This is a genomic window from Escherichia sp. MOD1-EC6475, from assembly GCF_003046645.1.
Classification (GTDB): domain Bacteria; phylum Pseudomonadota; class Gammaproteobacteria; order Enterobacterales; family Enterobacteriaceae; genus Escherichia; species Escherichia ruysiae.
This window is the reverse complement of record NZ_PZKQ01000019.1, coordinates 14,304-28,627: the sequence shown is the minus strand read 5'-3', so window position 1 is coordinate 28,627 and position 14,324 is coordinate 14,304. Positions and strand designations below refer to the sequence as shown.

General features: G+C 47.1%; 15 protein-coding genes and 1 other RNA gene. 6 read left to right on the top strand and 10 right to left on the bottom strand.

Annotated features, from left to right (window positions below; translation table 11 throughout):
* The 5 genes from A7589_RS06100 to smpB all read right to left on the bottom strand — a co-directional run.
* Positions 1-617 (bottom strand): ParB/RepB/Spo0J family partition protein (locus A7589_RS06100; RefSeq protein ID WP_108188764.1); only part of this gene is annotated, 617 nt, incomplete at its 3' end.
* Positions 607-2,163 carry a recombinase family protein gene (locus tag A7589_RS06095; RefSeq protein ID WP_025297248.1) on the bottom strand — a complete coding sequence of 519 codons (1,557 nt, stop codon included), beginning with the start codon at positions 2,161-2,163 and terminating at the stop codon, positions 607-609. The genes A7589_RS06095 and A7589_RS06100, both read right to left, overlap by 11 nt.
* Before the next feature lie 282 nt (positions 2,164-2,445).
* Entirely contained in the window at positions 2,446-3,675 is a 1,230-nt protein-coding gene (locus A7589_RS06090) for an integrase domain-containing protein (RefSeq protein WP_001062342.1), read from the bottom strand.
* 166 nt (positions 3,676-3,841) lie between these two features.
* Positions 3,842-4,204: a transfer-messenger RNA gene (gene ssrA, locus A7589_RS06085) on the bottom strand.
* Positions 4,205-4,418: 214 nt separating this feature from the next.
* Entirely contained in the window at positions 4,419-4,901 is a 483-nt protein-coding gene (gene smpB / locus A7589_RS06080; protein WP_000162574.1) for an SsrA-binding protein SmpB, read from the bottom strand.
* 170 nt (positions 4,902-5,071) lie between these two features.
* Between smpB and ratA the strand changes: the two genes are divergently transcribed.
* Both ratA and A7589_RS06070 read left to right on the top strand, forming a co-directional pair.
* Positions 5,072-5,509: a type II toxin-antitoxin system toxin RatA gene (ratA, locus tag A7589_RS06075; protein ID WP_001300750.1), complete on the top strand. Its 438-nt coding sequence runs from the start codon at positions 5,072-5,074 to the stop codon at positions 5,507-5,509.
* Entirely contained in the window at positions 5,499-5,789 is a 291-nt protein-coding gene (locus tag A7589_RS06070) for an RnfH family protein (RefSeq protein WP_001117831.1), read from the top strand. The genes ratA and A7589_RS06070 overlap by 11 nt, the downstream gene beginning before the upstream one ends.
* A 61-nt stretch (positions 5,790-5,850) precedes the next feature.
* Here A7589_RS06070 and bamE read toward each other — a convergent pair whose 3' ends face one another.
* The 3 genes from bamE to nadK form a co-directional block, all read right to left on the bottom strand.
* Positions 5,851-6,192, bottom strand: a complete 342-nt coding sequence (gene bamE, locus A7589_RS06065) for an outer membrane protein assembly factor BamE (protein WP_001203437.1) — start codon at positions 6,190-6,192, stop codon at positions 5,851-5,853.
* A gap of 148 nt (positions 6,193-6,340) precedes the next feature.
* Positions 6,341-8,002 (bottom strand): DNA repair protein RecN, encoded by a 1,662-nt coding sequence (recN, locus tag A7589_RS06060; RefSeq protein ID WP_000880897.1) that lies wholly within the window; start codon positions 8,000-8,002, stop codon positions 6,341-6,343.
* 85 nt (positions 8,003-8,087) lie between these two features.
* Positions 8,088-8,966, bottom strand: coding sequence for an NAD(+) kinase (gene nadK, locus A7589_RS06055; protein WP_001059169.1), 879 nt, complete (start codon positions 8,964-8,966; stop codon positions 8,088-8,090).
* Positions 8,967-9,088: 122 nt separating this feature from the next.
* Between nadK and grpE the strand changes: the two genes are divergently transcribed.
* On the top strand, positions 9,089-9,682 hold the full coding sequence (grpE, locus tag A7589_RS06045; RefSeq protein WP_024257339.1) for a nucleotide exchange factor GrpE: 594 nt from the start codon (positions 9,089-9,091) through the stop codon (positions 9,680-9,682).
* Positions 9,683-9,736: 54 nt separating this feature from the next.
* Here the strand turns inward: grpE and A7589_RS06040 are convergent, their stop codons facing one another.
* The gene (locus A7589_RS06040) at positions 9,737-11,023 is read right to left on the bottom strand and encodes an HlyC/CorC family transporter (RefSeq protein WP_010723175.1); all 1,287 of its coding nucleotides are present in this window, start codon (positions 11,021-11,023) and stop codon (positions 9,737-9,739) included.
* A 19-nt stretch (positions 11,024-11,042) separates the two neighbouring features.
* Positions 11,043-11,834, bottom strand: coding sequence for a cytochrome C assembly family protein (locus A7589_RS06035; RefSeq protein ID WP_024165125.1), 792 nt, complete (start codon positions 11,832-11,834; stop codon positions 11,043-11,045).
* Between the two features lie 166 nt (positions 11,835-12,000).
* Here A7589_RS06035 and ffh point away from each other — a divergent pair, with 166 nt between their 5' ends.
* The 3 genes from ffh (at position 12,001) to rimM (ending at position 14,314) form a co-directional block, all read left to right on the top strand.
* On the top strand, positions 12,001-13,362 hold the full coding sequence (ffh, locus tag A7589_RS06030) for a signal recognition particle protein (protein WP_000460035.1): 1,362 nt from the start codon (positions 12,001-12,003) through the stop codon (positions 13,360-13,362).
* A 136-nt stretch (positions 13,363-13,498) separates the two neighbouring features.
* The gene (rpsP, locus tag A7589_RS06025; protein WP_000256450.1) at positions 13,499-13,747 is read left to right on the top strand and encodes a 30S ribosomal protein S16; all 249 of its coding nucleotides are present in this window, start codon (positions 13,499-13,501) and stop codon (positions 13,745-13,747) included.
* A gap of 18 nt (positions 13,748-13,765) precedes the next feature.
* Positions 13,766-14,314, top strand: a complete 549-nt coding sequence (gene rimM, locus A7589_RS06020) for a ribosome maturation factor RimM (protein WP_000043335.1) — start codon at positions 13,766-13,768, stop codon at positions 14,312-14,314.
* Positions 14,315-14,324 lie beyond the last annotated feature (10 nt).

The following is a 14,324-nucleotide window of genomic DNA, read 5'->3' as shown; positions in this document are numbered from 1 at the left end:
AAGTTGGAGTCATTACCGTGTTTTATCTTTATAATGTCCCGACTTTTTATTAATTTTTTATCATATGCTTCGGTAAGAATATCTTGTGCTTCCTCAGTTTCACATCTTGCAAATTGCACTGCGAGATACAGAGGCAAATTACCCCGTTCGACTGCTGAGAGAAGTTTATGCTCTCCCTTATCAAGTAGCATATTAATACTGCTCACCCAGTTCGATGAATATCCAGTAATCTCACTTATTTCGGAGTCTGAAAGTCCTCTGATTTTCATGTCTTTAATCACCTGTAATAACTCATTAGAACGTGGTCTTCTCCTTGCAATGTTTTCAACTAAACTCATAACGTAAGCATCTTCTTCTGATACATCTCTTATAATTGCTGGAATAATAGTTTCACCTAATGCAACGAGAGCCTCTATTCTCCCTTGACCACAAATTAAAGCATATTTGAAATCGCCTTCATCAATAGCTCTTACGCTTATAGGCTTGCTTAATCCTCTTTTTTTTATGCTTTCCTTTATTTCTTCATGCACTACCTTATTTCTTGTTCGTGGGTTAAGAAATTTTATTTTTGCAATCTCAATTTGAATTATTGGGAATTCATTTTTTTCAGGCAGCATATAGTTCCCTCACTTTCATGCGAGTAATAATTTGTAGAAGTTTATCAAGATTATCAAATCTATAGAGATCTAATCGAATGTTGTTTGTTTCCGTCATGCACATTTTATTATATTCGTTTTCAATCTTTGGTATGATATAAAAATCAAGAGGTGAAATATTTTGTGAATTCATTCGTATAACAATTGTTATGTCTGCTTTCTGTGAGTTATCAAACCGGACTTTCCATCTAAGTTTACCTGATTTCATATGTATGCATTTAGTAACAAGGACGGAAATTAAAAACTCATCATTGATGTAAAGCATTGGGGCATATTTATACTCGTCTATATGACAGTTACTTTTTAAAATTTCACCCTTAAAATCCTCAATTATCTCTGAGTAAAATGATCTTAGTGCTTCATTTATTTTGAGATAGCTGTAATCATGTTCTGGCTTATAACCAATCAAAGTATATGCTCTTAAAAGACCACCAAATCGGGTTCTATAAACAGAAGATGAAGGGCCTGTATCATCTTCATCAATGATAAAGCCTGATAGTTTTCCATTAGATTCTAATTTTTGTTTTAGTTTTTCTAATAGATCTTCATTAGTCAAATGAATGGATCGGAGCTGAATTATTTCTTGAGCTTTATTGTATTTTTTCTTTGAAATAATAGGTTTATATGCCTTGTCACATCTAACCCATTCATGTTTGGGGTTTTTTACAAGCCTACTTTTTAATTTAGATGAGGTTTTGTTATATATGTTGTTTCCAATATATTTTTCATTTGTCAAAATTTGATGTATTTTTGCACGAGTCCATAATGTTCCATTTTCTGCAGGTATGTTCTGTTCATTTAATCTCTCAGCAATAATGAATTCTGGGACGTTATTATCTATAAAGAGATCATATATTCTATTTACAATTTTTATTTCATTTTTTGGTCCCGGAATTAATATTACCCTATCTGTTTGAATACTCTTTCTTTTGCGGAAACTCAATATTTCTTTAGCTATGCCATTTTCGTCTACTAAAAGACGTCTCAGCCCATAACCAGCCATACCGCCTTGATGATAACCAAGCTTTATTAAATTTACTTGCCCTATAAATACCTTTTCAGATAGATTCCTGCTGTGATATGCAGCACTAGATCTTTTTATATTCAGTATAACAGAGGACTCTAAAGGGAAATCTTTAGTGGGTATAGGTTCGGAACAATATATAAGATCTACACCATTTCTCTCAAATAGAAAGGAATAATATGCTGCTTCATCACTATTTTGAAAACGACCAAAACGGCTCACATCATAAAATAATACAGCCTGTATATCTATTTTCTTTTGTTCTACATCGCTAAGTAACTGCTGCAAAGAATGCCTGCCTACGATACTGACTCCGCTCTTACCTGCATCATCGTAGGTATAAGCGATTTCCATATTGTTCTTTTCAGCATAATCTTTGATATATTCGGACTGATTATGTAAAGAATATTGCTGATGGTCGGTAGACATCCTCAAGTACTGCGCGACCCTAACTCTATGATTTTTTTCATTTTCGCTAGCCATGCACGAAACCTCATGGATGATTCAATACAATGTAGTGGATAAAATTGATCAAATTTTAACCGAATTCAACTGTTTTATCATTGATTAGAGCAAATTTGGTAGATCTTCGAGGTGTATGATAATCGAGAAGAGATGTGAATTATTTAGCTGATATGACCGACAGCTTTCGTTATGTGGACTCAATGTCCCCATTTGTAAATGGCTATGCTTAGTCCACATAGGTTAATGGTGTGATTATTAATTCTTTAACTAAATCAAGATAGTTAATCCATCATGGGAGAGTTATGCGGCAATAACTTTGCATTTTTGAGACGAAACATAGTCACTCCACCATTGCATGAGAACCACCCGTTCAGTGAGATACTCTGCACGATTGTAGGCTGCAATTATTTCATCTTTCTTCGAGTGGGCAAGGGCGGCTTCTAAGACATCAGTCCTAAACTTGCCAGACTCCTCAGCAGCCGTTCTAGCAATGGATCGCATACCGTGAGCTACAAGCTCACCTCCGAAACCCATACGGATTATGGCCGCATTAGCTGTTTGTTCATGCATGTGATTGAGTGGAGCTTTGATACTGGGGAACACCCACTCTCTATGCCCGCTGATGACTTTCATTAAATCCAAAACTCGCAAAGCTTCTTTGCTCAGTGGAACTTTGTGAGGCTTCTTCATTTTCATAAACTCCGCCGGGATGTTCCACATGCCAGTTTCAATATCAATATCTGACCATCTTGTGCGAACAGCTTCACCTGGGCGAACCCATGTGAGAAGTTGCCACTCAATCAGTAGCCTTGTTTCCAAACGGATAGAAGCATTGTTTAGAGCAACCAAGAAGCGAGGGAGTTCGGAAGGGGGTAATGCTGGCATATTCTGTTTTTTTGGCTTGCTGAACCGTTGCCCCAGGTTGTCTGCCGGGTTGAATTCTATGAGTTCTTCTGTTGCTGCATAGCGGAAAATTTCATTCAGGCGGGATATGATGCGGCGAAGTGTTTCAAGGACACCTCGTTTTTCTATGGGTTCTAAATGCTGTTTAAGCATTTTAGGGCGAATCTCCTTAATTGGGGTATCACCCAATGTGGAAAAGATATTTCTCTCTAGGCTTCGCCAGATGTCGTTAGCATGATCTTGGGAGATGCCTGACGTTTTGACTTTCTCATCAAGCCACTTCTTGGCTACTGCTTGAAATGTATGTTCCGTGGCATCTTTCAGTGCATTGGCTTTTTGGTTGTTATGAACTTGGGGGTCTATACCATTTGTAAGCAACGACAAGTATTCATCACGTAAAGCTCGTGCCTTCGCAAGTGTAAGGTGAGGATAGGTTCCTAAGCTCACCTTAGTTCGCTTTTTGGTCACAGGCACTGCATATCTGAAATACCAATTTTTCTTCCCTCCCTTCGCCAGGGGAGCGATTCGCAACAGCAAACCATCGCCGTCAAAAAGGTTAACCTCTTTTTCGGCAGGTTTGGTGCTTTTGATTTCAGTGTCAGTGAGCTTCTTAGCGATTTTGGCCATGTTTGGGACCCTCGATTTTAGGACCCATCTTCGTGGGTCCCATTCAGGGTGCCATAACTCGTAGTTCTCAGCAATTCTCACTAGACTACAATAGACGTAAAAAAGCCCGCAGAGCTTGTGCTGTGCGGGCTTAGTAGACTTTACTGAACTTCAGTACATCAATATTTGGTGGAGCTGGCGGGAGTTGAACCCGCGTCCGAAATTCCTACATCCTCGGCACTACATGCTTAGTCAGTCTTTACATTCGCTTGCCAGCTGCGGACGGACACGCCACTAACAAACTAGCCTGATTAAGTTTTAACGCTTCAACCCCAGGCAGGGCTTCCACGCGATCTCTTTTGGGTTTGACCTCTCTTGATCCCCGTCCTAAGAGCGGAGGCTAGGGAGAGAGGGCTCTAAGCAGGTTATTAAGCTGCTAAAGCGTAGTTTTCGTCGTTTGCGACTATTTTTTGCGGCTTTTTACGAGGCCAACCGCCCCTCGGCATGCACCTTGGGTTTCGCAAATCCCGTCGAATCCAGAATCAGCCCCAATGTGTAACAGCGAGTATACCAGATTTGTGAGCGTCATGACCAGTCCCAATGGCGTTATCGTTCAGGATTTAGCGCCGCCTGGCATGATTTTTATTCGATTAAGCAAAGGGATGACGACATCTGTATCAAATATGATAGCCGATAAGATGTGCATTCGCGCCACCGGAGAGGGGAGGCGCGGTGAGGATCTGGTCAGAACATGTGATGCAGGTTTAGCGGTGAGCGTTTTTCATGATACGCGCTTTATCAACCTGCCATTCACGTTCTTTGATGTCGGAACGTTTATCGTGCTGTTTCTTACCTTTCGCGACGCCGATTTTCACTTTGCACCAGGCATTTTTCCAGTACAGAGAGAGCGCCACTACGGTATAGCCTTCACGATTGACGCGACCATATAATGAGTCCAGTTCGCGCTGGTTGAGAAGTAACTTGCGGGTACGAGTAGGATCGCACACCACATGTGTGGAAGCCACGGCCATCGGCGTGATATTTGCGCCAAACAGGAACGCTTCTCCGTCGCGCAGAAGGACATAGCTGTCGCTGATATTGGCTTTTCCTGCGCGCAGGGATTTAACCTCCCAGCCTTGCAGGGCAAGTCCCGCTTCGAACTCTTCTTCGATAAAGTATTCGTGACGGGCGCGCTTGTTAAGCGCGATGGTCGCTGAACCAGGTTTATGTGCTTTTTTCTTCGTCATAAGCGTCGTGAATCATCGGTAATCTGAAATCGAAAACACCCCATAACAATCCTGCGGGGGACAAGGCTCTATCTTAGCATGAACCCGATGTTACCCAGCGCCGGGATAGCGTTTTTTTTACAGCAGGATAAATGATATTATTTGTTGGATTTTTGTTGATGGAAATTGTTATGCCTCAGATTAGCCGGACCGCACTGGTACCCTACAGCGCGGAGCAAATGTATCAGTTAGTGAATGACGTTCAGTCTTATCCTCAGTTTTTGCCGGGTTGTACCGGAAGTCGGATTCTGGAGTCCACTCCTGGGCAGATGACTGCGGCGGTAGATGTCTCTAAGGCTGGGATCAGCAAAACGTTTACTACCCGCAACCAGTTGACCAGTAACCAAAGTATTCTTATGAATCTGGTGGATGGGCCGTTCAAGAAATTGATCGGTGGATGGAAGTTTACGCCGCTGAGCCAGGAGGCGTGTCGTATCGAGTTTCATCTCGACTTTGAGTTTACCAATAAGTTGATTGAACTCGCCTTTGGTCGCGTGTTTAAAGAGCTGGCGGCTAATATGGTCCAGGCTTTTACGGTTCGTGCGAAAGAGGTTTACAGTGCCAGGTAAAATTGCCGTTGAGGTGGCTTATGCGCTACCTGAGAAGCAGTACCTGCAGCGCGTGACGCTGCAGGAGGGAGCGACGGTTGAAGAAGCTATTCGCGCCAGTGGTTTGCTGGAATTGCGTACCGATATCGATTTAGCTAAAAATAAAGTCGGCATTTATAGCCGTCCGGCAAAACTGAGCGATAGTGTGCATGATGGCGATCGGTTGGAGATTTATCGCCCTCTCATTGCCGATCCGAAAGAGCTGCGCAGGCAACGAGCAGAAAAATCAGCAAATAAATAACAGACAGGAAAAAGGTGCTCATTGAGCACCTTTTTTAACGTCTTTGAGAGCAACTTTATTATTAGTTACCACTCAGCGCAGGTTTATTATCAATGTTGGTCAACACACCGCTACTGTTAAAGGTCAGCGTCAGCGTTTGCTGCGTTACACCTTCATGACCTGGTTGCTGGCGGAAGACATAGAACCAGGTATTCGTACCAAATGGATCGGACATCAGCGGTGTACCCAATGCGTACGCAACTTGTTGTTGCGTCATGCCAACACGTATTTTGGATACGTCGTTAGCGGTCAGATAGTTCCCCTGGTTGATGTCAGGACGGTAAACCACTCGCTCCAGAGTGGAACAGCCTGCGGTCAACATCAATAGTACTGCTGCTGCAGCAGTCAGCGTTTTACAGCGCATAGTGATTTGATTCCTTTTCGGGCCCGAGCAGTACGTGGCTCATCTGTAATATGCCGATGATAATAGACCTTTCATCACTTTAAAACCTTTTGCTTTCCGGTCTTACTGCGTTTTGCTATTTACTCTGACCGTGAAGCTGGAAAAAAGTTTACGCCGCAAGCAGTTCTTTCGCATTCGCCAGTGTGTTACGTGTGACTTCACTGCCACCAAGCAGGCGCGCCAGCTCTTGTAACCGCGCTTTTTTATTCAGGGATTGCATATGCGTTTCTGTCATCGCACCATCGGTTTCTTTGCTGACAAAATAGTGTTGATGACCACATCCCGCGACTTGTGGCAGGTGGGTAACACACATCACCTGAGTTGATTCGCCGAGTTGACGCAGCAGTTTGCCGACAACTGCCGCTGTTGGACCGCTAATCCCTACATCCACTTCATCAAAAATCAGTGCCGGGGTTTCCATTTTACGCGCCGTGATGACCTGAATTGCCAATGCGATGCGGGACAATTCACCACCGGATGCGACTTTGGCAATAGGCTGCATTGGCTGACCTGGGTTGGTGGTTACCCGAAACTCAATACGATCGGCACCGTCAGCGCCCAGGTGATGCTCGTCAAATTTAACATCGATCGTAAACTGCCCATGCGGCATTGAGAGCGCATGCATACTGTCGGTGATCAGCTGTGCAAGTTCTTCTGCATATTGCTGGCGTTGTTGGTGTAATGCGCGCGCGGTTTCCAGTGCCTGCTGATGATGTTTCGTTACCGCCAGCGCGAGCGTTTCTTGTGAGTCGGCCTGATCGTCCAGTTGCTGCTGTTCTTCCAGTAGCGACTGGTAATACTGTGGTAATGCCTCAGGGCTGACGTGATGTTTACGTGCCAGCGAAATCTGTTTTGAGATGCGCTGTTCAAGTTCAAACAGTCGGTTGGGATCGAGATCCAGACGATCGCAGTAGTGGCGCAGTTCGTCGCTGGCTTCAGCAATCTGGATGGTAGCTTCTTCCAGCATATCAAGTACGCCGGACAGTTTGCTGTCCATGCCAATCAATTCGCTCACCAGTTGTTTAGCCGTGTAAAGCTGACTTTGCAGGTTTGCGTCTTCACCGTCGGCCATTAATGCCAATGCATTCTGGCTGGTGGTCAGCAATTGACCGCTGTTCGCCAGACGTTTGTACTCTTCGTCGATTTGCTCAAACTCTCCGGGCTGCGGATTAAATTCGTTAAGTTCTTTTAATTGGTATTGCAGCAGTTCCGCACGGGCGGCGCGTTCCTGACTTAACTGTTGATGATGCGCGAGGTCACGGCAGCTTTGATGCCACAACTGATAACGTGCGGTCATTTCCTGAAGTAGAGAGGTTTCATTGGCATAGCCATCAAGCAGGAATTTTTGGTGCTCAGGTTTGGTGAGTAATTGATGAGCGTGCTGACCATGGATCTGAATGAGCAACTGACCCAGTTCGCGCAGTTGTGACAGAGGAACAGCTGTACCGTTGATAAAACCTCGTGAGCGACCATCGTTGCTGATTACGCGACGAAGCAAACATTCATGCCCGTCTTCAAGCTGGTTTTCTTCCAGCCAGTGCAGAGCCGCTGGCGTATCTTTCAGAGAAAAACGGGCGCACAGGTCAGCGCGAGCAGCGCCGGTACGCACCATGTCGGCTTCAGCGCGACCACCGAGACAAAGACCGAGGGCATCTATTGCAATAGATTTACCCGCACCGGTTTCGCCAGTTATTACGGTCATGCCGCTATGAAAATCAATCTCAAGCTCACGAACGATAGCAAAGTTGCTGATGGTCAGTTGTGCCAACATAGTTGTTTTCCTGTATGAAAAACCATTACTGTTATTGTGTACAGTATAAACTGGTTTTATATACAGTAAAGAGGCTGGCGTAAAATTAGAATAATTTTTTTGACCAGCCGAGCTTGGTGCTTAATGTATTGAAATAACTGTAATCTTTCGGATGAATCAGATTCAGATGGTAATCACAGCGACGAATCAGGACATCTTCACCTTCCTGAATCGGCAGTGCTATCTGGCTGTCGCAACTGATTTCCAGGTCGTTACGGCGATGCGAAAAACGCAGACGGATCGTGCTGCTGCTGTTTATGACCAGTGGTCGTGCTGACAACGTATGCGGGAACATGGGCACTAGGGTAATTGCATCCAGAGAGGGGGTCAGAATAGGACCGCCTGCAGAGAGGGAATAGGCGGTGGAGCCTGTTGGCGTCGAAATAATTAGTCCATCAGATCGCTGAGAAAACGCAAAGATCTCGTCGATATACACTTCGAACTCAATCATATGCGCCACTTTGCCAGGATGAAGTACCACTTCGTTAATCGCGGTGCTGATGCGCTTTTGGCAGTCTTGCTGACAGACTTGCGCTTCCAGCAAAAAACGTTTCTCGCTGATGTAGTGACCTTCCAGCACATCGGCTAATTGTTGCTGGGCGTTATCGGGGTCAAGGTCAGTCAGGAAACCCAGGTTGCCACGGTTGATTCCAATAACTTTAATATCGTAGCGGGCGAGCGTGCGCGCCGCGCCCAGCATATTACCGTCGCCACCAACGACTACCGCGAGATCAGCCAGTTGCCCAATCTCCGCGAGCGTGCCAGTTTTCACATTCTTCAGTTGCAGTTCGTGAGCGATTTGTTGCTCAACGATGACCTCGTAACCTTTTGTGCACAGCCAGCGGTAGAGCATTTCATGTGTTGTCAGTGCAGTAGGGTGCCGTGGGTGTCCCACAATGCCAATACACTTGAAATGATTATTCATTTTTCCGAGGTCCTTGTTGCGAAGATTGATGACAATGTGAGTGCTTCCCTTGAAACCCTGAAACTGATCCCCATAATAAGCGAAGTTAGCGAGATGAATGCGAAAAAAACGCGGAGAAATTCATGAGTAGTAAAGAACAGAAAACGCCTGAGGGGCAAGCCCAGGAAGAAATTATCATGGATCAGCACGAAGAGATTGAGGCAGTTGAGCCAGAAGCTTCTGCTGAGCAGGTGGATCCGCGCGATGAAAAAATTGCGAATCTCGAAGCTCAGCTGGCTGAAGCTCAGACCCGTGAACGTGACGGTATTTTGCGCGTAAAAGCCGAAATGGAAAACCTGCGTCGTCGTACTGAACTGGATATCGAAAAAGCCCACAAATTCGCGCTGGAGAAATTCATCAACGAATTGCTGCCGGTGATTGATAGCCTGGATCGTGCGCTGGAAGTGGCTGATAAAGCTAACCCGGATATGTCTGCGATGGTTGAAGGCATTGAGCTGACGCTGAAGTCGATGCTGGATGTTGTGCGTAAGTTTGGTGTTGAAGTGATCGCCGAAACTAACGTGCCGCTGGACCCGAATGTGCATCAGGCTATCGCAATGGTGGAATCTGATGACGTTGCGCCAGGTAACGTACTGGGCATTATGCAGAAGGGTTATACGCTGAATGGTCGTACGATTCGTGCGGCGATGGTTACTGTAGCGAAGGCAAAAGCTTAATTTCTGTTTTCGTAATAATTCACGGCCCTGCATGCGAATGCCGGGCCGTTTTAGTTACTCCGCCACACTCTCGCGCAGCGGTTTCACAGGAAAAACTTTTACCTGCTTAATCATATTGTCCTGTACGTCGAGAATATCTATATCGTACTCGCCAATACGCACGCGGGTGCCTGCGACAGGGATCTCTTCCAGTGCCTCAAGAATGACGCCATTAACCGTGCGGGCATCATCTTCCGGTAGATGCCAGTTAAAGGCTTTGTTGATTTCCCGCACGTTGGCAGTGCCATCAATAATCACCGAACCGTCGTTTTGCGGCGTGACTTCTTCGGCAAGTGTTGGCGACATCGACGTAGTGAAATCGCCGACAATCTCTTCCAGAATATCTTCAACCGTCACCAGCCCCTGAATGTCTCCATACTCGTTGACGACCAGGCCGACTTTCTTTTTGTTGCGCTGAAACTTTACCAACTGCGTGCTGAGCGGCGTACCTTCGGGCACAAAATAGATCTCGTCCGCGGCGCGCAGCATGGTTTCTTTGGTGAACTCTTTTTTCTCCGACATCAACCGCCAGGCTTCACGTACTCGCAGCATACTGATGGCGTCGTCCAGCGAATCACGGTAAAGCACGATGCGCCCGTGAGGTGAGTGGGAGAGTTGGCGCAGAATAGATTTCCAGTCATCGTTGATATCAATACCGATAATTTCACTGCGCGGCACCATGATGTCATCAACGGTCATTTTTTCCAGATCGAGCACCGACAGCAGCATATCCTGATTGCGACGGGAAATTTGTGAGCGCGATTCGTGCACGATAGTGCGCAACTCTTCTTTGCTCAAAGAGCCGCTAACCACGATATCGGTTTTGATACCCATCATGCGCATCAGCATACGGGTGATAGCATTCAGCAACCAGACCAGCGGCATCATCAAAATTTGCAGCGGAGCCAGCAGAAAACTACTCGGATAAGCGACTTTTTCCGGGTACAGCGCGGCAATGGTTTTCGGCAATACCTCAGCAAAAACCAGTACGACAAAAGTCAGCACACCAGTCGCAATTGCCACGCCCGCATCGCCGTACAAACGCATCCCAACAATAGTGCCGAGCGCAGAGGCAAGAATATTGACCAGGTTATTGCCGATTAACACCAGGCTTATCAGGCGGTCTGGCTTACGCAGCAATTTTTCGACGCGTTTGGCCGAGCGATTACCCTGTTTCGCCATATGTCGCAGACGATAGCGGTTTAGGGTCATCATTCCGGTTTCGGAGCCGGAAAAATAGGCTGAAATGACCACCATGATGATCAGAATTATGATCAACGTGGTAGTAGATATGTGTTCCAGGGGAAACTCCTTTTCTGGTTTAGCTGATTAACTGCTGGACAATTCGGCTGCCGAAGTAGGCCAGTGTCAGAATGACCGCACCCGCGACGTTAAACCAGACGACGCGGCGTCCACGCCATCCTTCATGATAATGCCCCCACAGCAGCACAATATAGACAAACCACGCCACGATAGAGAGCACAGCCTTGTCGATATTTTCCATGCTAAATAAGTTGTGCATGTAGAACAGGCCGGTACAAAGAGTGAGCGTTAACAGCACCACGCCAATTTGCGTGATGTGGAACATTTTACGCTCAATACTCATCAGCGGAGGCATTTCCTGATTAAACGCCAGCTTCTTGTTCTTCAGTTGGTAATCAATCCATGCCAGTTGCAACGCGTACAGGGCTGCAATAATCAGCGTGGCATAGGAAAAGAGCGATAAGCCAATGTGTACCAGCATTCCTGGCGTCGCTTCCAGATGAGTGATGTATTCATTGGGCATGAAGGTTGCCAGCGCCAGATTGATGAGCGCAAAGGCATAAACAATCGGCAACAGCAGCCAACCACGGTTGCGTGAGGCCACGATGGTCATTACCGTACAGATCATCAGGCTGACCAGCGAACCGACATTCAACAGGCTAAGGTTTTGTCCGCTATCGCCGCCTGGCAAAATGCGGGCTTCAAGAGCGATAGCGTGGCAGACCAGCGCGATGACCGCAGAAATAATAGCCATTCGCCGCCAGCCGCCGTTTTTTTGCAGCAGACCGGGAACAATCAGCGCGAGACTGACGGAGTAGGCGACGAGCGCGAGCAGAGCAAAAACGGGCATAGTGATGTCGACAGTTTGAGCAATGAGAAAGAAAAGCAGTATAGCGTCAGGTGAACGCTGCTCCAACCGTTGCATAACAACAAAGACGCCTTCATGTTATACTGCGGCAAAATACAGATGATGTGTCGCGATTGCGGCCAACCGTTTCCACCCCAGGCGAGAGACAATGTTTGATAATTTAACCGATCGTTTGTCGCGCACGCTGCGCAATATCAGTGGCCGTGGACGCCTTACTGAAGACAACGTTAAAGATACGCTGCGCGAAGTGCGCATGGCGCTGCTGGAGGCGGACGTCGCTCTGCCGGTAGTGCGTGAGTTTATCAATCGCGTAAAAGAGAAAGCGGTTGGTCATGAAGTTAATAAAAGCCTGACGCCGGGGCAGGAGTTCGTCAAAATCGTCCGTAACGAGTTGGTTGCGGCGATGGGCGAAGAGAACCAGACCCTGAACCTGGCTGCGCAACCGCCTGCGGTGGTGCTGATGGCGGGCCTGCAAGGTGCCGGTAAAACAACCAGCGTGGGTAAACTCGGTAAGTTCCTGCGCGAGAAGCACAAGAAGAAAGTGCTGGTGGTTTCTGCCGACGTTTATCGCCCGGCGGCAATCAAACAGCTTGAGACGCTGGCTGAACAGGTAGGCGTCGATTTCTTCCCTTCAGATGTTGGTCAGAAGCCGGTTGATATCGTTAACGCGGCGCTGAAAGAAGCTAAGCTGAAATTCTACGACGTGCTGCTGGTGGATACCGCCGGTCGTCTGCACGTTGACGAAGCGATGATGGACGAGATCAAACAAGTCCACGCGTCGATTAACCCGGTTGAAACCCTGTTTGTGGTTGACGCCATGACCGGTCAGGATGCCGCCAATACGGCGAAAGCATTCAATGAAGCGTTACCGCTTACCGGCGTAGTGTTGACCAAAGTGGACGGTGATGCGCGTGGCGGTGCGGCGCTTTCTATTCGCCATATTACCGGCAAGCCTATCAAGTTCCTCGGTGTTGGCGAGAAAACAGAGGCGCTGGAGCCGTTCCACCCGGACCGCATCGCGTCGCGTATTCTCGGCATGGGCGATGTTCTGTCGTTGATCGAAGATATCGAAAGTAAAGTTGACCGCGCGCAGGCAGAGAAGTTAGCCAGCAAGCTGAAAAAAGGCGACGGCTTCGATCTTAACGATTTCCTTGAGCAGCTGCGCCAGATGAAAAATATGGGCGGCATGGCCAGCCTGATGGGCAAACTGCCGGGTATGGGGCAGATCCCGGATAACGTGAAATCGCAAATGGACGATAAAGTGCTGGTGCGTATGGAAGCCATCATCAACTCGATGACGATGAAAGAGCGCGCTAAGCCAGAAATCATCAAAGGTTCGCGTAAACGCCGTATCGCTGCCGGTTGCGGTATGCAGGTACAGGACGTTAACCGTCTTCTGAAGCAGTTCGACGACATGCAGCGCATGATGAAGAAAATGAAGAAGGGCGGAATGGCGAAGATGATGAGAAGCATGAAAGGGATGATGCCGCCGGGATTTCCTGGTCGCTAAATGACCTTATGCGACAGAGTTATTAACTGCTGATTGCATTTTCTCCAGAAATCAGTAAAATTTTCGGGCTTTTAATATGACACCGGACTCCGTTCCTCGATGGGGTCCGGTTGTTTTATTCACACAAGAGGATGTTATGGTAACTATTCGTTTAGCACGTCACGGCGCTAAAAAGCGTCCGTTCTACCAGGTTGTTGTCGCTGACAGCCGTAATGCACGCAACGGTCGCTTCATCGAGCGCGTTGGTTTCTTCAACCCAATCGCTAGCGAAAAAGAAGAAGGCACTCGCCTGGATCTGGATCGCATCGCTCACTGGGTTGGCCAGGGCGCAACTATTTCTGATCGCGTTGCTGCGCTGATCAAAGAAGTAAACAAAGCAGCTTAATCTGTCACGGTGGTCATGATGAGCAAACAACTCACCGCGCAAGCACCTGTTGATCCCATCGTTTTGGGAAAAATGGGTTCGTCTTACGGTATTCGTGGGTGGCTCAGAGTGTTTTCTTCCACCGAAGACGCCGAAAGCATTTTTGACTATCAGCCCTGGTTTATCCAGAAAGCGGGTCAGTGGCAGCAAGTCCAGCTGGAAAGCTGGAAGCACCACAATCAGGACATGATCATCAAGCTGAAAGGTGTTGACGATCGTGATGCGGCGAACCTGCTGACGAATTGTGAAATTGTCGTGGATTCATCGCAGCTGCCCCAGCTTGAAGAGGGTGACTACTACTGGAAAGACCTGATGGGCTGCCAGGTAGTGACCACTGAAGGCTACGATCTCGGTAAAGTCGTCGACATGATGGAAACCGGATCTAATGACGTTCTCGTCATTAAGGCAAACCTGAAAGATGCGTTTGGTATCAAGGAACGTCTCGTACCGTTCCTCGATGGGCAGGTTATCAAGAAAGTCGATCTCACTACTCGTTCAATCGAAGTAGATTGGGATCCTGGTTTTTAAACCACCGGAT

Excerpts from the sequence above, each read along its gene's own strand:
- A7589_RS06095 (WP_025297248.1), bottom strand. The coding sequence starts at position 2,163 with ATGGCTAGCGAAAATGAAAAAAATCATAGAGTTAGGGTCGCGCAGTAC.
- recN (WP_000880897.1), bottom strand. The coding sequence starts at position 8,002 with ATGTTGGCACAACTGACCATCAGCAACTTTGCTATCGTTCGTGAGCTT.
- rpsP (WP_000256450.1), top strand. The coding sequence starts at position 13,499 with ATGGTAACTATTCGTTTAGCACGTCACGGCGCTAAAAAGCGTCCGTTC.
- ffh (WP_000460035.1), top strand. The coding sequence starts at position 12,001 with ATGTTTGATAATTTAACCGATCGTTTGTCGCGCACGCTGCGCAATATC.
- smpB (WP_000162574.1), bottom strand. The coding sequence starts at position 4,901 with ATGACGAAGAAAAAAGCACATAAACCTGGTTCAGCGACCATCGCGCTT.
- ratA (WP_001300750.1), top strand. The coding sequence starts at position 5,072 with ATGCCTCAGATTAGCCGGACCGCACTGGTACCCTACAGCGCGGAGCAA.
- A7589_RS06090 (WP_001062342.1), bottom strand. The coding sequence starts at position 3,675 with ATGGCCAAAATCGCTAAGAAGCTCACTGACACTGAAATCAAAAGCACC.
- rimM (WP_000043335.1), top strand. The coding sequence starts at position 13,766 with ATGAGCAAACAACTCACCGCGCAAGCACCTGTTGATCCCATCGTTTTG.
- A7589_RS06035 (WP_024165125.1), bottom strand. The coding sequence starts at position 11,834 with ATGCCCGTTTTTGCTCTGCTCGCGCTCGTCGCCTACTCCGTCAGTCTC.
- bamE (WP_001203437.1), bottom strand. The coding sequence starts at position 6,192 with ATGCGCTGTAAAACGCTGACTGCTGCAGCAGCAGTACTATTGATGTTG.
- nadK (WP_001059169.1), bottom strand. The coding sequence starts at position 8,966 with ATGAATAATCATTTCAAGTGTATTGGCATTGTGGGACACCCACGGCAC.
- grpE (WP_024257339.1), top strand. The coding sequence starts at position 9,089 with ATGAGTAGTAAAGAACAGAAAACGCCTGAGGGGCAAGCCCAGGAAGAA.